The sequence below is a fragment of the Halorarius litoreus genome (assembly GCF_024362405.1).
GTDB lineage: Archaea > Halobacteriota > Halobacteria > Halobacteriales > Haloarculaceae > Halorarius > Halorarius litoreus.
In genome coordinates, this window is sequence record NZ_CP101454.1 from 1,122,833 (window position 1) to 1,142,019 (window position 19,187).

The 19,187-nt window shown below is 66.7% G+C and carries 23 protein-coding genes; 6 read left to right on the plus strand and 17 right to left on the minus strand.

Annotated elements, in window-relative coordinates; all coding sequences use genetic code 11:
* Nucleotides 1-11 precede the first annotated feature (11 nt).
* From NL126_RS05625 to NL126_RS05640, 4 genes are read right to left on the minus strand one after another with little or no spacing between them, the layout of a single operon-like run.
* Complete coding sequence (locus tag NL126_RS05625; protein ID WP_255197940.1) at nt 12-557, minus strand: NUDIX hydrolase; 546 nt, start codon at nt 555-557, stop codon at nt 12-14.
* Nucleotides 554-988, minus strand: coding sequence for a hypothetical protein (locus NL126_RS05630; protein ID WP_255197941.1), 435 nt, complete (start codon nt 986-988; stop codon nt 554-556). The genes NL126_RS05625 and NL126_RS05630 overlap by 4 nt, the downstream gene beginning before the upstream one ends.
* A 1-nt stretch (nt 989) precedes the next feature.
* Nucleotides 990-1,409, minus strand: a complete 420-nt coding sequence (locus NL126_RS05635) for a DUF5809 family protein (RefSeq protein ID WP_255197942.1) — start codon at nt 1,407-1,409, stop codon at nt 990-992.
* A gap of 48 nt (nt 1,410-1,457) precedes the next feature.
* Entirely contained in the window at nt 1,458-1,967 is a 510-nt protein-coding gene (locus NL126_RS05640; protein ID WP_255197943.1) for a DUF5810 domain-containing protein, read from the minus strand.
* Nucleotides 1,968-2,247: 280 nt separating this feature from the next.
* On the opposite strand from NL126_RS05640, the gene NL126_RS05645 reads away from it, so the two are divergent.
* The gene (locus NL126_RS05645; RefSeq protein ID WP_255197944.1) at nt 2,248-3,039 is read left to right on the plus strand and encodes an alpha/beta fold hydrolase; all 792 of its coding nucleotides are present in this window, start codon (nt 2,248-2,250) and stop codon (nt 3,037-3,039) included.
* A 430-nt stretch (nt 3,040-3,469) separates the two neighbouring features.
* Here NL126_RS05645 and npdG read toward each other — a convergent pair whose 3' ends face one another.
* Genes npdG through NL126_RS05670 form a run of 5 tightly spaced genes read right to left on the minus strand, consistent with a single transcriptional unit; the run spans nt 3,470 to nt 6,121 of the window.
* The gene (gene npdG, locus NL126_RS05650; protein ID WP_255197945.1) at nt 3,470-4,135 is read right to left on the minus strand and encodes an NADPH-dependent F420 reductase; all 666 of its coding nucleotides are present in this window, start codon (nt 4,133-4,135) and stop codon (nt 3,470-3,472) included.
* A 53-nt stretch (nt 4,136-4,188) separates the two neighbouring features.
* The gene (locus NL126_RS05655; RefSeq protein ID WP_255197946.1) at nt 4,189-4,380 is read right to left on the minus strand and encodes a DUF7534 family protein; all 192 of its coding nucleotides are present in this window, start codon (nt 4,378-4,380) and stop codon (nt 4,189-4,191) included.
* Nucleotides 4,377-4,802 (minus strand): hypothetical protein, encoded by a 426-nt coding sequence (locus tag NL126_RS05660; protein WP_255197947.1) that lies wholly within the window; start codon nt 4,800-4,802, stop codon nt 4,377-4,379. Before NL126_RS05660 ends, NL126_RS05655 begins: the two co-directional genes overlap by 4 nt.
* Nucleotides 4,803-4,832: 30 nt before the next feature.
* Nucleotides 4,833-5,711, minus strand: coding sequence for a TIGR01548 family HAD-type hydrolase (locus tag NL126_RS05665; RefSeq protein WP_255197948.1), 879 nt, complete (start codon nt 5,709-5,711; stop codon nt 4,833-4,835).
* Entirely contained in the window at nt 5,708-6,121 is a 414-nt protein-coding gene (locus NL126_RS05670) for a UPF0146 family protein (RefSeq protein WP_255197949.1), read from the minus strand. Before NL126_RS05670 ends, NL126_RS05665 begins: the two co-directional genes overlap by 4 nt.
* 42 nt (nt 6,122-6,163) lie before the next feature.
* On the opposite strand from NL126_RS05670, the gene NL126_RS05675 reads away from it, so the two are divergent.
* Nucleotides 6,164-6,685 (plus strand): archaemetzincin family Zn-dependent metalloprotease, encoded by a 522-nt coding sequence (locus tag NL126_RS05675; RefSeq protein ID WP_255197950.1) that lies wholly within the window; start codon nt 6,164-6,166, stop codon nt 6,683-6,685.
* A gap of 1,075 nt (nt 6,686-7,760) precedes the next feature.
* On the opposite strand, the gene NL126_RS05680 is transcribed toward NL126_RS05675, so the two are convergent.
* Nucleotides 7,761-8,252, minus strand: coding sequence for a hypothetical protein (locus NL126_RS05680; protein ID WP_255197951.1), 492 nt, complete (start codon nt 8,250-8,252; stop codon nt 7,761-7,763).
* An 820-nt stretch (nt 8,253-9,072) separates the two neighbouring features.
* Here NL126_RS05680 and NL126_RS05685 point away from each other — a divergent pair.
* A complete protein-coding gene (locus NL126_RS05685; RefSeq protein ID WP_255197952.1) occupies nt 9,073-9,444 on the plus strand; it encodes a DUF7510 family protein in 372 nt (123 codons plus the stop codon).
* 1 nt (nt 9,445) lies between these two features.
* Here NL126_RS05685 and NL126_RS05690 read toward each other — a convergent pair whose 3' ends face one another.
* Both NL126_RS05690 and NL126_RS05695 read right to left on the minus strand, forming a co-directional pair.
* Nucleotides 9,446-10,495: a glycosyltransferase family 4 protein gene (locus NL126_RS05690; RefSeq protein ID WP_255197953.1), complete on the minus strand. Its 1,050-nt coding sequence runs from the start codon at nt 10,493-10,495 to the stop codon at nt 9,446-9,448.
* A 221-nt stretch (nt 10,496-10,716) separates the two neighbouring features.
* A complete protein-coding gene (locus NL126_RS05695; RefSeq protein ID WP_255197954.1) occupies nt 10,717-12,015 on the minus strand; it encodes an eIF2B alpha/beta/delta subunit family protein in 1,299 nt (432 codons plus the stop codon).
* 57 nt (nt 12,016-12,072) lie between these two features.
* Here NL126_RS05695 and NL126_RS05700 point away from each other — a divergent pair, with 57 nt between their 5' ends.
* Nucleotides 12,073-12,567 carry a metallophosphoesterase family protein gene (locus NL126_RS05700; RefSeq protein WP_255197955.1) on the plus strand — a complete coding sequence of 165 codons (495 nt, stop codon included), beginning with the start codon at nt 12,073-12,075 and terminating at the stop codon, nt 12,565-12,567.
* On the opposite strand, the gene NL126_RS05705 is transcribed toward NL126_RS05700, so the two are convergent.
* Nucleotides 12,568-13,146, minus strand: a complete 579-nt coding sequence (locus NL126_RS05705) for a TQO small subunit DoxD (protein WP_255197956.1) — start codon at nt 13,144-13,146, stop codon at nt 12,568-12,570.
* Between the two features lie 134 nt (nt 13,147-13,280).
* On the opposite strand from NL126_RS05705, the gene NL126_RS05710 reads away from it, so the two are divergent.
* Nucleotides 13,281-13,760: an RNA-binding protein gene (locus NL126_RS05710; protein WP_255197957.1), complete on the plus strand. Its 480-nt coding sequence runs from the start codon at nt 13,281-13,283 to the stop codon at nt 13,758-13,760.
* 390 nt (nt 13,761-14,150) lie between these two features.
* Here NL126_RS05710 and NL126_RS05715 read toward each other — a convergent pair whose 3' ends face one another.
* The 3 genes from NL126_RS05715 to NL126_RS05725 form a co-directional block, all read right to left on the minus strand.
* On the minus strand, nt 14,151-14,507 hold the full coding sequence (locus NL126_RS05715; RefSeq protein ID WP_255197958.1) for a YrdB family protein: 357 nt from the start codon (nt 14,505-14,507) through the stop codon (nt 14,151-14,153).
* 39 nt (nt 14,508-14,546) lie between these two features.
* Nucleotides 14,547-15,743 carry a S8 family peptidase gene (locus NL126_RS05720; RefSeq protein WP_255197959.1) on the minus strand — a complete coding sequence of 399 codons (1,197 nt, stop codon included), beginning with the start codon at nt 15,741-15,743 and terminating at the stop codon, nt 14,547-14,549.
* 118 nt (nt 15,744-15,861) lie between these two features.
* Nucleotides 15,862-17,022 (minus strand): S8 family peptidase, encoded by a 1,161-nt coding sequence (locus tag NL126_RS05725; protein ID WP_255197960.1) that lies wholly within the window; start codon nt 17,020-17,022, stop codon nt 15,862-15,864.
* 163 nt (nt 17,023-17,185) lie between these two features.
* Between NL126_RS05725 and NL126_RS05730 the strand changes: the two genes are divergently transcribed.
* Nucleotides 17,186-17,539: a cell division protein SepF gene (locus NL126_RS05730; RefSeq protein WP_255197961.1), complete on the plus strand. Its 354-nt coding sequence runs from the start codon at nt 17,186-17,188 to the stop codon at nt 17,537-17,539.
* A 13-nt stretch (nt 17,540-17,552) separates the two neighbouring features.
* Here NL126_RS05730 and NL126_RS05735 read toward each other — a convergent pair whose 3' ends face one another.
* Entirely contained in the window at nt 17,553-19,112 is a 1,560-nt protein-coding gene (locus NL126_RS05735; protein ID WP_255197962.1) for a CocE/NonD family hydrolase, read from the minus strand.
* Between the last annotated feature and the right edge of the window lie 75 nt (nt 19,113-19,187).

Below are 19,187 nucleotides of genomic sequence, written 5' to 3' on the forward strand. Positions count from 1 at the left end.
ACCGCTGAGCCTCAGATGAGGCCGTCCGCTTTCGCCAACAGCACCCCCTCGATAGTGGCGTCGTTCGCCGGCGCCTCCCTGGCGCGAGCGAGCGCCTCGTCGACGGGAACGCTCGTCACCGTCAAGAACTCGTTGCCGTCGAGTTTGCGCTCCACGGGTTCGAGCCCCTCGGCGAACACGATGCCGCGGCGGTGTCTGAGGACGCCCGTCGAACACCAGAACTCCTCGACGAGGGAGGTTCCCGCGGGGTCGAAGCCCGCCTCCTCGCGGAGTTCGCGGGCCCCCGCCTCCGTGAACGACTCGCCGTCCTCGACGATGCCCGCGACGAGTTCGAGACAGTGTTCGCGAATCGCGGGTCGGTACTGCTCGACCATCACGAGTTCGTCGCCGGTCGTGGCGACGACGACGACCGCCGGGGGCAGCTCCGCCCAGTAGTAGTTCTTCTCGGAGCCATCGGGCTGTTCGACGCGGTCGTAGCCGCCGGTGTACCAGCCGGTCTCGTACTCGGCGTTCGATTCGAGGACGGGCCAGTCGTGACGGATGTCGTGTGGGGTCATGGCTGAATCACTTCGAGTCGGTAGCGTGTGCCCTCGTAGCTGACGTACACCTGCTCGGTGCGCACGGCGTCGGGATACTGCACGGTGTAGGCGTCGACCTCGTCGAACGGCGAGTGGGTGAACGCGCCCTTGAAGCCGAACGGGCCGCGCCAGTACGGCTCGGAGCGGCCGGTGGCGCTCGCGCTCGCGTTCTCGCTCTCGTTGCCGAGCGCGTCGAGTGCGCCGAGCGCGCCGAACGTGTACGGGTAGCGTCGCTGCGAGAGGTTCGTGATGTTCGCGGGCTGGACGTCGGCGGGCGTCTCCGTGACGACGGTCGCCTCCAGGTAGTACGGGTCGCCGCTCTTGAGGTAGGAGGGGAGCGCCCCGAGCGCGAGCAGGAGGACGAGGACGACGAGGATGCCGACGACGACGTTGCGGGTGACCGGACGCATCTCAGGCCTCGAACGCGTCGCGGTAGACGCTCCCGAACGCCTGTCGGCGGAGCGTCGCAATCGCGGCCTCCCGTTCGTCCTGGTACGTCGCCGCGACGACTTCGCCGGTGGGGGCGACGTGCCAGACGACGTTGTCGACGTGCTCGCTCCCGCGGACCGTCGTGTCGAGGCCGGGGTTCGACTCCCGGAACCGCTCGAACTCCTCGTGCGTCCCGACGTGGACTTCGAGCAGCGAGGCGAACAGCGCGTCCCGGGCAGTCTCGACGACGTCCTCGGTCACGCGCTCGCCGTACTCCTCGCGGTCGAACGCCATCGCCTTCGCCACCTCGCGGACGACCGTCTTCGAGGTCGGAACCAACGCGTCGTACTCCTCGCGCGCCGCGTCGATGCTGTCGGGCGCGAGCAGTCCCTCGACGTGCATACCAGCGGGTAGGAACGGGAGGTAAGTAGGGGTACCGAAAGGAGCGACTCAGGCGTCCGTGTCGTCGGAGTCGTCCGCAGCCCCGGTGTCACCCTCGCCCTCGGCTTCGTCGTCCGCGTCGTCCTCGCGCAGCATCTCGCGGGTGAGTTCCCGTGCCTCCTCCAGGACCTCCTGTGTCTCGGGGTCCTTCGGCACGTCCGCCTGCTGGTAGCCGTGGGCGGTGTCGGCGCCGTGGTCGTGGCCGAGGTGGTCGTGGTCGTGACCGTGCCCCTCGTGTTCGAACAGTTTCCCGGAGCGTTCGTGGTCGCCCTCGGCGGCGGCCTCGGAGTCGAGTTGGCCCGTGGTGTCTTCGAACACCTGCGGGAATTCGGCTTCCTCGGCGTGGTCCGCGACGCGCTCGGCGAGTTCGTGTTCGCCCTCGTCTTCCCAGCCCGGAGCGTGCTCGTCGAGCCACGCTTCGTGGTCCTCGCGGTGGAGCATCGCGGTAAAGGCGAGGTGGTTCGCGAGGTGCCGGGCGTCGACCTGCGGGTCGCCACACACGGGGCACGCGTATCCCATGCGCGTGAGTGGGGGTTTCGGCCTGATAAGGGCTCGGAGGTTCGGCGGGAAGAAACAGCGTAGCCGGCTCTGTTGAACCCCGCAGTTACGGACGGTTTGTCGAGGTCGTGCTGCATTCAGAGCGCGAGTCGGCCACGAGCGACTGGTCACTCACGCACCGATTGGATCGTCCGATATAGGGCGCATATCTGGCAGCCCTCGTTTGGCTGGGTTCCAACTCCGAGTGACTCTGTGCGGAAAAGTAACACGGTTAGACAGCGTACTTCTATGGTTGATGGAAATGGACACAGTCACTTCATCAGACGGTACACCGATTGCGTACGAACGCACGGGGAGCGGCCCACCACTCGTACTGGTCCACGGCACGACTGCCGATCACACGCGGTGGGAACCCGTTCTCCGCCCTCTCGAAGAACGCTTCACCGTCTACGCAATGGACCGACGTGGACGAGGGGAGAGCGGCGACACGACCGAGTACGACCTGAAGCAGGAGTTCGATGACGTTGCCGCAGTCGTCGATTCGATTAACGAGCCTGTGGTCTTGCTCGGTCATTCCTACGGCGCTCTCTGTTCACTCGATGCCGCGCTCCGAACCGACAACCTCCGGGCACTCATCCTGTACGAGCCGCCGATTCCTGTCGGCGACCACGAGATTTACGACGAGAACGAGTTGGCGAAAATCAAGTTACTGCTCGACGATAGCGAGGACGAACAGGCGCTCATCGTATTCCTCCGCGAGATTGCTGACATCCCGTCGGCCCAGATTGAACTCCTTCGGTCAGCGCCGAATTGGGAGGCTCGTGTCGACGCTGCTCACACGGCATACCGTGAAACGGTGGGGCCTGCCACCTACGATTTCGACCCTGCCCAGTACGAGCAGATGCAGACGCCGACGTTGCTACTGACTGGCGGAGAAAGCCCGCAATGGTTTACGGACGCGATAGAGATGCTCGACGCTGCACTCCCTGACAGTCGGGTCGTCGTTCTAGAGGACCAGGAACACGTCGCGATGAATACCGCCCCCGACCTCTTTCTCGATGCCGTGCTGACATTCACCAGTGAACTGACGTAGCGAACGGACCTTCGATCCTTGCTGCATACAGCCCCTAAGTTCAGCACGCCAGAACGGTCACAGACTGAGGGTTTCAACAGAACCGCGTAGCCGAAAGTTCGACGCGGGGGAGCAGTACAACCGGCACTGCCTCGCAAAGCTCTCGGCCGTTCGACCGCTGCAACTCGCTGTGCTCCTCGGCTTCGCCTGCGGTGCTTGCAGGTCCGTGCTTCGCGTAGTGGCCTCGCCCTTTGCGATTCCACCAAGGACCGAAACCACACCCTCCCCAGCCGATTCGCTCGCACGCCGCTGTCCTCGCGCGCCGACACTCAGGTGACTCCGTCTGGGTCTGGTGGACTGGAAGGGCGAGCGCGCGAGGGCTTCCGAGGCGTTCGTCGTTCTGTCTTAGTGTGCGTTTTCGAAAGGAACCACGTTGCGGCAGCTTCGACTCCTACCAGAACTTCACGCCGAGGTCGTGCATGTCGTCGTTGTTCGCCGCGAGGTTGATGAGCAGCGGCGTCACCGCCTCCACCTCGCCGGCGTTCGCGAGCCCACCGACATCGAGCGGGCGGAGCCCCTGGATGTCGGCCGCGAGTCGCATCACGATGTCCTTGGCGTCGTCGTCGTCGCCGAACACCGGGGTGTCCCAGTCGATGTCGGCGTCGAGGTTGGCGAGGCGACCGGCCGCGAGGTTGTGGAACGCGCCGACGACGGGGACGTCGTCGGGGGCGACCTCGGCGGCCATCGCCGCGACGGAGCCGTGCGGCGGCGGGTTGTAGTGCATCCCGTCGTCGTCCTTCTTCATGCCGACGGCGGGCGAGACGAGGATCGCGTCGTCCAGTTTGTCCGCGACTGCGGAGATGGTGTCCGTGAGGTGGTACGCGGGAACGGCGAGCACGACCACGTCGGCGCGGTCGGCGGCCATCTCGTTGGCGAAGCCCGTCACCTTCACCTCGCGCCCCCGAGAGTCGAGTTCGGTCTCGTACTCCTCGGCCTTGCCACGAGCCTTCTCCGGGTCGCGGGAGCCGATGACGACCTCGTGGTCGGAGTCGTACGCCCAGCGGAGCGCGAGCCCCTCGCCGATGTCGCCGGTGCCGCCGAGTAGTGCGATTCGCATACTCGATGGTGGAGGGTCGGCACCCTAAGCGTTGTGCGACCGGAGGGGCTTGCCTACCGGTCGCGGAGGCGTTCCATCCCGTCCCGGTAGCTCAGCCAGTACGCCAGCGGAAGGGCGAGAAGCAAGCCGGGGACGAGCACGTAGAGCTGTGTGAGGGGGTCCGGCGGCGCCCCGAGCGCCGCGCCGAGGAACGTGCCGACCCAGAGGACGGCGACCCACGCGAGGAACGCGGTGCGGTCGCTCACGGCGACGCACCTCCCGCGAGCGCCCGCTGAACCCGCCCGATACCGTCGAAGTACGCCAGCCAGCCGGCGACCGGGGTGGCGAACAGCCCGGCGAGCAGGACGAGCCACCGCCCGACGCCATCGGGCGACAGCAGGCCGTAGCCGACGCCGCCGACGAGTGCGAGCAGCGAGAACTGGCAGACGAGGAACGTCGCGTGCTGGCGGGCCTCGCCGCCGGGGCTCCAGTCCCAGGTTCCGAACAGGAGGTAGAGCCCGAGCAGTGGGAGTAGGAACGCGACGACCAGTACCGCGGTCGAGGAATCGGGCAGGAGTACGGAGACCGCGAGCAGCGACCCGACGCCGACGACGAGCGCGACGAGCCAGCCGACGACCGTGAGGCCGGCGAGTTCGCCGATCTCCGAGAGGGCGATGGAGGGCTTCACGGCCGAAATCTGTCGCTCGAACGGAAGAATCTACCGGCGGGCGACCAGCGCCGGCAGGTCGTTGATGGTCTCGACGACCGCCGCCGCGCCGGCCTGCTCGTACTTCTCACGGCCGTCCTCGCCGGTGAGCCCGCCGGTGAGCACGCCTACACCGAAATACTCGCGGGCGGGGTCGGCCTCGCTGGCGTTGACGGCCGTCTCGATGTCGTCGAGCGTGTCGCCGACGAACACGACCGAGTCGGCGTCGAACCGCTCGGCGAGCGTGGTGAGCGCCTTCGGGTGCGGTTTCCCCTCCTCCCAGTCGTCCATCGTGAACCGGCGGTCGTCGGGGAGGTCGATCCCCACCCGCTCCAGGGCGATGTCGGCCTCAGCAGCGGGCCGGCCCGTGACGACGCCCACCTCGAACCCGTCGAGGAGGGTGTCGCGGGTGTCCGGCGCGAGCAGCGTCGGCTCGTCGGTGATGTACCCGTCGTGGTCGAACTCCGGGGTTCCACCTTCGAGGTCGCGATACAGGTCGCTGCCGAGATACAGCGTCTGGAACACGGCGCGGAGCCGGTCGCGGTCCCACTCGGCGTACACCTGCTCGCGGGCGTGCGGGTCGAGGTGGTCGGCGACGACCGTCTCGGCGCCCTCGAGGCCGCCGCCGGAAGCGGCGACCATCCCGGTGAACGTCTCCAGCGAGAGGGGGAGGCCGCGCCGTCGTGACAGCACGTACAGCGCGACGGCGTACGTCACTTGCCAGTCGTTGTTGAAGCCGCCGGCGTCCTTGAACAGCTGTATCGCCTCGCGCTCGACGGTGTCGCCGTACACGCGGTCGACCGACTCGACGATGGCCCGCCGGTAGGAGTCGGCCACGTCCACGAGGACGCCGTCGATATCGAGGACGACCGCGTCGGCACGGAGTGTCATCTACGTGTATCTCCCTCCGGCGACGCTGAAGTAAAGAGCGTTTCGTCCGGCAACGTTCGCCGCGTCGCCTGCACGACCGCCGGGTCCGCGCCCAGGGTCGTGAACACCCACGCCGCGCCGGCCTGCTCGGCCACCTCGGTCAGGGGCCGCTGGAGTTCCGGCGGGCAGTTGAGCGCGTAGACCAGGTCGGCCCCCTGGTAGACACTCGGGTCGGGGGCGGTCACGTCGTCGTGGACGAATTCGACGGGAGCGGGAACGTCGCGGGCGACGACATCGGTCGCCGTGACCCCGATACCGCGGTCGGCGAGCGCCGCCGCGACGTCGGGGCGAGCGCCGATGCCGACCTCCACGGCCCGCGAACGCGCGCGCTCGGCGAGTGCGTCGACCAGTGGTTCGCGGCCGGTGTTCATCGTCGGAATGTTTACCAACGCCGCTGTCTAATCGTTTCGCATATGCATGTGGACATCGTGCCGGTGGGGGATGTACCGGCGGCGGTGAAGCGGGAAGCCTCTGCCGGCCTGCGGTCGGTCTACGACTGCGAGGTGACGATTCACGACGCGCAGGAGGTGCCAGAGAGCGCGTACGACCCCTCGCGGAAGCAGTACCGTGCCGAGGAGCTCATCGAACTCGCCTCCCGCATCGGGAGCGGCGAGAAGAACATCGCCATCACCCCGCACGACCTCTACTACCGCCGCCGCAACTACGTCTTCGGCCTCGCGTACCTCTCCGGTAACGGCTCCGTCATCTCCACCTACCGGCTCCAGACCTCCTCCGATGGGGGCATCTCGAACAAACCTGCCTCCGAAATCTTCGCCGACCGCGTCCGGAAGGAAGTCGTCCACGAGATCGGCCACACTCTCGGGCTCGAACACTGCGACAACAAACGCTGTGTGATGAACTTCTCACCCACCGTGCGCGAGGTCGACGTGAAGGAACAGAACCTCTGTGGCACCTGCAACCGGCAGGTTCTCTGAACCCACTTTTTTGCACCTCCTTCGCGCAGCGAGGCGACATCGCCGCCTCGGGCCGTAGGCCCTCGAGCAGACGCCTTCGGCGCGCTCAGTCGGGCAAAAACCTGTCATCGTGAGCAACGCAAACGGTGGCTCGTGAGACGAACGGAGTGAGTCTCACGGTGGGCTAAAAAGACACGGCGGCCATCCCTCAGCCGGAGCAAACTCCGGCACGGCCCTCGTTCACTCCCTTCGGTCGCTCACGAGGACTCCGGTCGGGCCTTGGTCCCGGACGCTCACTGCGTTCGCGTCCGGTGAACCGCTCGGCCTTCGGCCTCGCGGATGCTGTGGCGCGTGCTGGTCGCGGGTTCGTCCGCGACCAGTCAGCGCGCGAGGGATGAGTACCGCAGCGGGCGAAGCCGAGCGAGGAACGCAGTCGGCTGGGGAGGTATGTGGCAGCCCCAGCGAGAGGACTCCTAGGTCCGTGCGAGCAGGACGCTCTCGGAGACCTTTGTCGATGGATACAGGCGCCCGAATTATCGCGTCGAGACGGATTCTGCCGAGTCTCTGTCAGTAACTGCGTGCTGAATTCAGAGGGTGTATGCAGCAACCGGATGTCGTTCGTTTCACGCTATTTGGGATGAAACAGCTGGCAAGTAGGGCGTGCGTATCACTCGGTGGGTTCGACCTCAGGACTCTTTCTGGCAGAACTCAGTGACGACAGGAAGCTTCCAGCAAGTCCGATTCCCCCAATTGCGAGTGAGGCGAAGACCATCGAATCTGAGCTACCATATCCACTGGCTTCAATTTGGACTGCCCACAGCATCATCACGATGCTGAACAGGAGGGCATCTCTTGTCAGGGACATACGTCACTTCGATAACATCGGGCTGTTTTAGTGTTTGATACATCCGCTCTACGTAGGCAATTCAACCGCTACGCTTGGGAGAGCGTTCCCATGAACGATTCGCGCGCTGTATTCAGCACGCCCATCGAAACCTATTCAGATGCTGGTAGGAGCGTCGTGCGAGATATTGAGGGTGTATGCAAACAGGTCACTGTTCGACTCCTCGATAGGAGTGGCCGCTGTCCGTCGTCGTTACACCCGCGATGATTGAGGTACCATCTCCTCACCGTTCCGTGTAGCTTGCTGCAATCTGAACACCTTGATACCGGCACCCATTAGCAGAAGCCCACCGGCGGCAAGCAGGAACGGCTCTGCACCGAGGACGAACATGACGGTGTCACCCTCGAAGCCAGCGCCCTGTATGGCGAACTCTCGATAGAGAGGTCTCGGTGACTGAAACAGGTGGAACACCGCTCGAAGCGCGTAGAATAGGACGAGACTCCCAATCACAAATGGGACGGCAGACAGACGTTTCCATCGAAGGCCGGCAACTAGACCTCCGACACCAACAGCCCCTAACTGAACAAGCAGCACTTCTTCATGACTCAAGCTCCCATCCCAGCCAGATATGACCGTACCCTCGTATCCCGGCGCGACGTGGACTAACCCCTGATATACGCCGATACCAATGGCTGCAAACCCAGCAACAGCCATCACCATCGGAATGAGTCGATGTTTTTCCATGCAAAAATGTAAACTCACCTACTAATAACTATTCCGGTGTTTTGATATTTGTCACGGCATTTCGATAGCTCTACACCTCACTTCACACCTCCACCAGCAGTGATCTTCCGACTCACTACGCTCCCTCTATGCAGCACGACCGCTGAGATGTGGCAGGTATTATCAGATTGAATATGATATATATCGAGGATGAGTTCAGCAGACGCTGGGCTTCGTTTGAGCCAAGTGAGAGTGAATGGATTAGGTCGGTAAACGGGTAGCTCCCGATATTTTAACTCATGGGACCACCAATCGCGGAGAGACCGCTGCAACCATGGTAAGTTCTCAGAGTATCGCCGCGGGCGGGTTCATAATGCTACTGAGTGCGCCCTTCCTCTTGTTCCCCCGAAAATAAGCGCGTATTCGGTACCGCCACGCAAGAAATCCGGAACCGACCGAGAAGGGGATTAGGGAAGCATGACTTACCGGAGGAATCATCTTCGCTACGGGTCTTATTGTCCTACTCATCTATTGATTCTCCGCGTTGCTGGGTTGAATGATTCGTCGTTCCGGTGTTTGCCCCAGTCGGCAGCCAGGCGTCCTTCCGAAGCGTCCGTTGCTGCATATGCGCTCTGTATGCAGCACGACTCCTGCGACATCATCCGTATCTGATAGAACTCACCGTGGCGACTACGCCACACGTAGCTACCGAAATCCGAACTGCCCACACGTCACTGTCGAACTAGCCAACGAGGAGGATAGGTTCCGAACCGCTCCACAAATCCCTCGACACACTCCCACACGCCCAACGGTTAAGTCGTCACTCCACCCCAACACAGCCATGGCAGCGGAAGCCGATACCCCCGAGAAACCGGTGTCCATCGACATCGACGTCGAGAACGGGAAGACGACGATAACGGTCTCGGGCGACAGAGAGGTCGCGGTCGTCGTCCGCTCAGCCTCCGGCGAGCGGGTGTATCTGCCCCCGGAACGGACGGCCTCGCCGGGGGGCACGACCCCCTACGACCCCGCAGAGGACGGCTCCAGCCCCTACGAGGGCTACACGCAGACCAGCCCGTACGACGGGCGCGGGGACGCGAGCCCGTACTCGCCGGGACGGCAGTCCCCGCCCGAGGAAGGGATGATGCAGACCGCGAAAGGGTTCAAGATCTTCCACCCGGAGCCCGCCACCGACGTGCGCATCCTGCGGTGAGCTACTCGGCGAGGATCTCGTTGTAGAACGCGACGTGGTCGTCCGCGACGGTCGCCCAGGTCCGCGGCTCGTACTCGGGAAGGGGACCGGCGGTGAGCCCGCGTTCGATGCCGGCGGCGATGGAGTCGGAGTCGGGTTCCACCTCGACGACACAGCCCTCCGGGAGGAGTTCGGCGGCCCCCGACTCGCAGGCGACGACGCGCGTGCCCACCGACAGCGACTCGACGATGGTGATGCCGAACGGTTCTGACAGGGATGGCGAGACGAACAGGTCGGCGCTGGCGTAGTAGTCGCCGAGTTCCTCCTGGGGAACGTAGCCGACGAACTGCACGCGGTCGTCGATGCCGAGCATGCGGACGAACCGCTTGCACTGGTCGGTGAGGTGGCCGGAGCCGCCGACGACGAGCGTCACGTCGCGCTGGAGTTTGGAGACGGCGTAGAGCAAGTGTTCGAGCCCCTTCTGGTGGGTGTGGCGGCCGACGAAGAACAGCATCGGGCCCTCGATGCCGAGTTCGGCCTTCAGGTCGCGACCCGTCGGCTCGACGGACGTGAAGCCGTTGTGGATGCAGTGGGACTCCCCGCCGTAGTGCTCGCGGATGTTCCGGCGGACGAGGTCGCTGACCGCGATGACGTGGTCCGCGCGATCGACGAGTCGCTGCTCGGTCCGGAGTTCGCGCTCGGGCGGCGAGCGGTTTCGATCCATCGTGAGCGAGTGGAACGTCGTCACCCACGGGACCTCGTGGGTCGTCTGGGCACGCACGCCGGGGTCGTAGCCGAACCAGTCGTTCGTGTGGACGACGTCGGCGTCCGCGGCGTGCTCGACGAACTCCGCGGAGAGCCGGCCGATGCGGGTGGCGACGTCGCCCTCACCCGTCGGGACGCCGTAGACGTTGTCGTACTCCTCGGGGGCGTACTCGGCGGGCAACACGAGGTCGATGTCGATGTCGTCGCGCGCCTCGAACTCCCAGAACAGTTCGGCGACGGCGGTGTCGAGCCCGCCGCTTATGTTGGGCGGGAAGCCCCAGCCGAGCATCAGCACACGCGGAGTCATTGCCCACCCTTCCCCCCGGGACCACTTTACTGGACCGCCCGCTCGGTCGTGTCGCACTCGCGGGTGGCCACGAGGTACACGGGCGCAACGGGTTCACAGAGAAGTGACGGCTCAGGAGAAGTCCATCGTCACACGGGGCTCGGAGGGGGTAACTGTCATCATCGCCGTCGTCAGACGCAACGGGCGTCGGGCGCAAAAACCCGTCCCTCCGCGTCTGCGAGTCACGATTGCCACTCCGCGAGCGCCGCGTGTTCGTCGGCGACCGAGCCGACAGCGTCGGGGTCGAGCGTCCCGGCGTCGGTCACGAGGGCGTCGACCAGCGCGGGGGGCGTCCGGTCGAACGTGGGGTTGACGACCCGGAGGTCGGCGTCGCCGTCGTACAACTCCGCGGGGTCACGGGGTTCGAGGTCGGCGGTCGTCGTCCCGGCGGGAGCGATCTTCGCCCGGGCACAGACGGCCAGCACAGCACAGTCCTCGTGGGCGGCGACGGTCGCGGCGGTCCGCGTCCCGACCTTGTTGACGACCGCGCCGTACGGGAGGACACTGTCGACCCCGACCAGCAGCGCGTCGACGTGCTCGGTCGAGAGCAGGTGCGCGACCGTCGCATCGGGGGCGACCGTCACCGCCCCGTCGAGGTCGGCCGCGAGCGACGCGGCAACGTCGACGCCCTCCCCGCCGGGTCGGGATTCGAGGACGAACACGGCGTCGGGGTCGGCACGGCGGAGCGTCTCGGTCACCGTGCCCGACCGGGAGAGCGTGAGGATGCGCATACCTTGCAGTCGGTCCGCGGCGGCAGCAGCCGCGGCCGCGTCGGCGCTGGCCGCTCGTTCGATGGTCTCGATAGCCGCCCGGACCACGCCCTCGGGCGTCCGGGCGTCGGCGTCCGTCATCGCACGGTTGACGCGGTTCACGACCGCGTGCATGGCCGGGCGGGCCGTACAGAGGTCGCGGGCTACCTCGGCGACCCTGTCCCAGTCGGCCGCGAGCGCGGCCTCGTCGCGCAGCACCTCCAGCGCCCGCACCGAGAGCGTCGCCGAGCCGTGGGTCGTGTCCGCCGCCACGTCCTCGATTCGTGGCCGGACGCGGTCGTAGGAGGTCCACAGTTCGGGGACGGTGTCGCGCTCCCGGATGGCCGTCGCCGGGACCCACTCGTACTCGGTCGTCTCCTCGTTCGGCGTCACCTCGCGCGAGTCGCAGTCGAACAGGTAGGGGTGGACGCGCCACCGGGTACCCCGTTCGGCGTCTTCGACCTCGAACGGCTCGCCGCGCCGGACGAGCGTGACGTGCTCGTCGAGGCCCGTCTCCTCGCGTATCTCCTCGCGGACGAGCGCGTCCGGGTCTGGCTCGCGGCTCCGCCGCTCACCGTTCCGAGACGCTCTCTCCGGTCGCGTCTCGCGCTCGGCGTGGCCCGCGACCCCACCCCACTGGCCAGGGTACGAGCCGACGGCGTCGGAGCGCCGCAGCAGTAACACCTCGCCACGGTTGCGGAGGAACGCGGTGACGACGGCGACCGTCTCCATACCCGAGGTGGGTCGGCGAGCGCGGAAGCTTTTGGGGTCGGAACTCCATCGACGGATATGCGCATCGCCGTCATCAGCGACACCCACATCCCCTCACGGGCGGACGCCATCCCCAGGTGGGTGGTCGAGGAGGTCGAAGCGAGCGACCACACCATCCACGCGGGCGACTTCGACTCCCCGGACGCCTACGACACGGTCGTCGACATCGCGCCCGAACTCACCGCCGTCATCGGCAACATCGACCCGGCGAGCATCGACCTCCCCGAGGTCGCCACCCTCGATGTCGAGGGCGTCCGGTTCGTCGTCACCCACGGTACCGGCGACCTCGCGGGCTACGACGAGCGCGTCGCGGGCATCGTCGACGAGCACGCGGGCGACGGGCGCACCATCGGCGTCTCCGGGCACACCCACCAGCGCCGCGACGAGGAGATCGGGGGCTACCGACTGCTCAATCCCGGGAGCGCGACGGGCGCAGACCCCGCACCGGAGGTCTCGATGTTCGTCGTCGACGTGTCGGACGGAGAAGTAGACGTGACCGCGCTGACCGGCTGATTACCCGAGGAGGAGCCGGAGCCAGCGGTTGTTCTGCACGACGCTGAGCTTCTCGAGGTAGGCGTCGACGCCGAGGATGCGGCCCGCGCCGGCCGCGCCGAGGCCGAACAGGAGGGCGGCGTAGACCATGTGGTCGTCGATGACCCAGCCGTGTTCGAGCGGGAGCCCCGCGAGCAGTCCACCCTGGAGCGCCGCCGCCCAGTAGAACAGCATCATGACGGCCCCCCAGAACGCATTGAACCGGACCGCGGCCCCGATGATGAGTCCGAGGCCCGTCAGCGTCAGTCCCCACATGTTCAGCATGTCGATGAGGGGACTGCCCGCCATGCTCGCGAACACGCTGGCGAACGGGTTGCCAGGCGGAATCGCGTTCGCGAGGTAGCCCGCAGCCGTCCAGTCGTTGCTCGGGTCCGCGTCGAGGTACGTGATGAGCTTGGTGAGCCCGCCCTGCAGGAGGACCCAGCCCATCACCACGCGCATCGAGACCAGCGCGTAACCGACCCAGTGTTCCGAGTAGTCGAACTGGACCTCGCGACCGAGGATTTCGGTCTGTAACGTCTGCCGTGTTGCGGACGACATGTCAGCGAATGGTTTCGTATCATGCATAAATATACCGGCGGAATTTGTGGGAAGAGAGCGCGCCGGTTGGGAGGCTGGCGGGCGTTAGTCGTCGAACGGACGGATTTATCCGCGAACCCCACCGACAGACGGGTATGGAAGTGAAGTCGCGACACCACCTCCGCGGTGACGAGATCGACGGCATCGTCGACGGCATCGAGGCCACGCTCGGCGTCACCGTCGAGGGTGACAGCTTCGAGGACGTGGAGCTCGCGGATTCCGACCGGCGCATCGTCCTCGTCGACGGCGAGCCGTACGTGGCGTTCTTCGACGGCGAGCCGTTCCTCACCGTCAACGGTGCCCAGGAGTTCCCCCCTGTGAAGAACGTCGTCACGGTCGACGCCGGCGCCATCTCGTTCGTCTCCGACGGCGCGGACGTGATGCGCCCGGGCATCGTCGAGGCCGACGACTCCATCCAGGACGGCGACCTCGTCGCCATCGCCGAGGAGACCCACGGGAAGGTGCTGGCAGTCGGGCGCGCGCTGACCGACGGTGCGGACATGGTCGGTGACAACGGAAAGGTCGTGAAGTCGCTGCACCACGTCGGCGACGACCTGTTCGAGTTCTCGGTGTAGGGTCGGCCATCCGAGCGCCGCCGACACCGTCGCTCGGCTCGACCAGGTCGAGCGTACGCCGCCGATGGCACCACAGCCCGTCGAGCGGCTGCTCATACTAACCCGGGGACGGCGACTGGATAGCGCCATGCCACTCTACATGGACGTCCACCGGGGGCTCGACGCCGACGCGAAGGCCGTCCCTGAAGCCCACCGAAAGGACCTCGAGGGCAGGGAACGTACGACGTCGACTACAAACGGTACTGGGTCGACGACCACGACGGTGCCGTCTTCTGCCTGTTCGAGGCACCGACCAAGGAGGCCGGCGAGAAGGTCCACCGCGAGGCACACGGCCCGGTCGCCGACGGAACCTACGACGTGACCGAAGGCGAGGAGCCCGGTCGCCTCCCGCTACGGCCCCTCCGTGCCGTCGCGTTCGAGCAGAAACACGACCGTACTGGTGACGAGCGCCAGCCCCGCGACGGTTCCGGCGACAGTGAACCGCCCGACGCTGACGAGCGCCAGCGCCACCGCCCCGAACAGCAGGAGTTCGAGTCCGAGTCGGGGCAGCCCCGGCAACCGGTAGGGCGCCTTCGGCGCGACGAACGTCCCCCACACCCCAGCGGCGAACAGCGGGGCGGCGAGCCCCAGCGCGATCTGTGCGGGGGGGCTCGTTCCCGTCTGGACGCCCCAGAAGCCGAGTCCCACGAGCGCCGCGAGTTCGAGCAGGAATCGGACGCCGTAGACCACACCCTGGAGTACGCGCATGAGACAGCGAAGGCTCCCCCCGCGCAAAAAGTCGCCTGCTCAGGCCGTGAGGTCGTCTGCAGAGCTGACGCCGACCGCCGTGGCCGCGTCGAGCAGGCCCGCCCCCTGTTCGTCGGCCGAGCGCCCGATATCCTCGGCCGTCCGGGTGAGCGTCTCCCAGGCGGCCGCGTTGGACACGCCATCATCAGCCATCAGCAACGCCGCAGCCCCCGAGACGTGCGGGCAGGCCATCGACGTTCCGGAGATGGTGCTGTAGCCACCGCCGTACCACGTCGACTCGATGCCGACGCCCGGCGCAGCGAGGTCGACCTGCGGCCCGACGTTCGAGAACGACGCGATGCCGTCGGTGCTGGTCGTCGCGCTCACCGCCAGCACCGAGTCGTACGCGGCCGGGTACGACACCGAGCCACCGTAGTCGTTGCCGGCGGCGGCGACGAGCAGGACCCCCGCGGCCGCCGCGTTGGCACAGACGATACCCAGCGTCTCGGAGTAGCCGCCGCCGAGGCTCATCGAGGCCACGTCGTACCCCCGCGAGGCGACCCACTCGATGCCCGCCGCCACGTCCGAGTACCTCCCCGAGCCGTTGTTGTCGAGCACCTTCACCGCGTGGAGCGTCGCTTCGGGCGCGATCCCGACGACGCCACGGTCGTTCGAGATGGCCGCAACCGTCCCGGCACAGTGCGTGCCGTGGCCGTCGTCGTCGTCCCAGCTCGTCTTGCAGTCCTTCGGCCCGCCGCGGCACCCGACGAACGAGACGCCGTCGCCGAGGTTCTTCCGCAGGTCCGGATGGTCGCTGTCGATGCCGGTGTCGATGATGGCCACGTGGGCACCCTTCCCCATGAAGCCGCCAGCGTGGGCGGCCTCGGCGTCGACGCGGTCGACACCCCACGGGAGCGTCTGGTTGGAGCCACCGCCACCACCCGTCGAGTCGTCGTTGTTCGGTGCGTGGCCCCCCTTCCCGTGATGAATCGCGTACACGGGGCCGTCCTCCTCGACGTAGCGCACGTCGCGACGGCGTTCGAGCGCCGCGACCGCCGTCGGCGAGAACAGCCCCGCGACCGCCCGCCGACCCCCACCGAGCGGGATCTCGTGGCGCACGCTCACCGCCCGGCTACGGGCAGCCCGGACGCCGCGGTCCCCCTCGACCGCGACGATGTACCGCTGGGCCCGCGCGTTGGCCCCCGCACTCCCCACCAGTCCGAGTCCGACCGCCGTCCCCGCGACCCCTCGTAGCACTCCCCGTCGGGTAAGCGAACCTTGCTGCAACATAACGTATGACTTACGACGCTAACCGATATGAACCTATCTGAAAACGGTCTTCAGAACCGCTGAAAACGTAGTTTTCGAGGTTTTCTTAGTTGTCCGAGGAGCCGAGACCGAGCGCCGCCGCCGTGTCGAGCAGGCCCGCGCCCGACTCGTTGCTGGCAAGGCCGATGTCCTCGGCCGTCGACGTGAGCTGCGAACGCGCCTCGGTGTTCGTGTAGCCGTTGGCCATCAGCTGGCCACCCACCCCGGCGACGTGCGGGGTCGCCATCGACGTGCCCGAGAACGTGTCGTACCCACCCGGAACCGTCGAGTAGATGTCGGTGCCGGGCGCGGCGATCTCGACCTCCGGGCCCGTCGAGGAGAAGCCCGACAGCGAGTCGTCGCTCGCGGTCGACGAGACGGCGACACACTCGTCGTACGCCGCGGGGTAGCCCACACAATCGGTACACGGTCCGTCGTTGCCGGCGGCCGCCACGAGCAGCACGCCGTTGGTGTACGCGTACGTGCAGGCGTCCTTCAGCGTCTGGCCGCCCGAGGAGGCTCCGAGGCTGAGGCTGCCGACGTCCCAGCCCTGGTCAGCGACGTACTCGATGCCAGCGGCGACGTCCGAGAGCGAACCGGAGCCACGCTTGTCCAGCACCTTCACCGCGTGGAGCGTCGCCTCGGTGGAGACGCCCACGACGCCCTGCGTGTTGTCGTCGGCGTCGGCGATACCGGCACAGTGCGTGCCGTGCTCGTTGTCGTCGTCCCAGTCGTACCGGCAGTCCTTCGGGCTACCCTTACAGCGCGTGAACGCTCGGCCGGACCCGATGTTCGCCTGCAGGTCGGGGTGATCGCTGTCGATGCCGGTGTCGATGATGGCGACGTCGGCGCCCGCGCCCGTTTCACCGTTGGCGTGTGCGACCTCGCTGTCCGTGCGGTCGATGCCCCACGGTTGCGTCTGGGCGATGGCGTACATCGTGATGTCCTCCTCGACGTAGCGCACGTCCGAGCGCTGGCGGAGCTGTTCGACCGCCTTGTCGGAGAATCGGCCGGCGACCGCCTGCCCGAGGTCGTCGAAATCGAGCGTACGGCGGACGGACTCGGCGCGGTCCTTCGCCGCGCGCACACCGGACCGTGAACTGGTGCCGACGATGCGCTGTGGCGCGCGCCCCGCGGCCGCCGCCGACCCCGTCGCGAGTATCGCCCCGGTGCCTGCTGCGCCGGTCTGTTTCAGTACGTCCCTTCGTGACACGCGGACATCCGACATGATGTTCTCTGCATTGTCAGAAGTGGAAAATAAATCCTTTGATACACGAATACAACGCAGAGATTATTCGAACGACCGCTGAAATGAGGCTCGACGGGCGCCGACGGTTCCGGCAACTGCGTCTGACGTAAGAGTTTTGCCGCGTGGCGTCGGTTTCGTGGCTATGGGCCTGATGAGCAAACTGCTCGGGGGAGGGCAGCGCAGCACCGGCGACTACCTCGAACTCGACATCGACGACTTCGATGCGGCGCCCTCCGGCATCGACATGGAGATCCGCATCGCGACGATCTCCGACAAACAGGACGTGATTCCCATCAAGGACGCCGTCTACGACGGCGACATCGTCATCGCGGACATCACCCGCCACACGACGACCGACCGCACGATGGAGCACATCAGCGACGAGCTGAAGCAGGTCGCCCGCGAAGTGGGCGGCGACATCGTCCAGAAGGACGACGACCAACTCATCATCGCGCCGAGCGGCGTGAGCATCTCCCGCGAGAAACTCGAGAAGTAACGCAGCCGCAGTTTTACGCCGACTCGACCGTCAGCGTCAGCGACGAGGCAGCCGAATCCACCTGCACGCCCGCCGCCTGCCGGGCGCTCGTGAACCCGGCGTCCGTCGTCGCGAGCGTCAGCCGAAGCGTGTCACCCGACTCGAAGTGCCGCTGGAACGCCACCAGGTCGAGCGACAGCGTCTGCGGCGTGCCGGGCGTCCCCTCGATGGCGACGGGGATGGCCTGGTTGTTGATGAGCGTGGCCTCGCCGTCCCGAACCCGCTTCACCTTCGCGAACAGGAACGCCCGCTGGCCGAGCGGCGTCACCGTCGCCTCGAGTGTGGGCGTCCCGACCACGTTCCCCGTCACGTCGAAGTCGAAGTTCGCCGCCGTCGCGCCCGTGGCAGCGTCGCCGTTCTGTGGGGAGATCTGTGAGGCAGAGGTGGGCGCGACGGAGTTCGCGAGGGTCGCGTCGCTGCCGCCGTCGGCGAGCGAGAGCGTCACCTCGTCGGCGGACGCCGGCGGGAACGCGTCGGCGGAGACGAACACGTTCTCGTCGTCGTCCCAGTAGGTGACGGGCGCGAGCGACGACTCGCCCTCCCCACGGAGATGTTCGTCGAACCACTCCAGCGCCTTCCCCTCGAGGTACGCGACCTGCTCCGGTGGCTCGGCCGTCTCGGTGACCGTGTGGCCGCCGTCGAAGAACACGAGTTTGGCTTCGGTGCCGTTCGCGCGGAGGCCGTCGACGATGCGCTGGCCCTCGTTCGGGACGAACAGCGTGTCGGGCCACCCCTGGACCACCATCGCGGGGGCGTCGATGCGGTCGAGTTTGACCGCGGGCGAGCGCACCTTCAGGAACGACGCGCCCTCTCGCGGGAGTTCGTTGCGCGCGAGCGTCTTGGCGTAGATTTCGTGTAGTCGCGGGGAGACGCCGCGCTGCAGGTCGCCCTCGTCGGGCTGGCCGTCGCCGGACTGGAAACCGCGGGCCGAGGCGACGCCCGAGCCGTACAGCAGCGACACCCACCCGAGTTTCGGGACGCCGTTGGGCGCCAGCGAGTAGGTGAGGTCGTGCCACGGGACGATGGGGATGAGCGCCTCGATTCGGTCGTCGGCCGCCGCGGCGTTCAGCTGGATGCCCCCACCGTAGGACGCACCGATCATCCCGACGCGGGGGTCGCCGCCGGGCGTCTTCACGCGCGGATGCTCGGCCACCCAGTCGATGAGCGCGCTGACGTCGTTGACCTCCTTCGGGCCGGAGAGGCCGACCTCCCCGTCCGACTCACCGAAGCCGCGCTGGTCCCACGTCAGCGCGACGTAGCCGTGTTCGGCCGCAAGCCGGGCGTAGCCCGCGACGCTCCCGCGGTCGCCGCCCCACCCGTGCGTCGAGAGGACGACGTGGTGCCGGTTGGCGCCTCGTCCCTTCCCCTCGTTCGTGGGCGGGAGGAACAGTGTCGCGGCGATCGCAGTGCCGTCGAACGACTCGATACGGAGGTCTTCGGTGGTGACGTCGCCCGACGCCCCGGCGCTCGCGCCGATGAGCGACGGAACCGTGGCGGTCGCAGCGGTGGCTCGGATGAACGTTCGCCTGTCCATACCCAACCAGTTGTGAGTTTTCGGATAGGTGTGTCGCCGACTATACGCCGGGGTTTATTGCCGCGAGCACGGCCG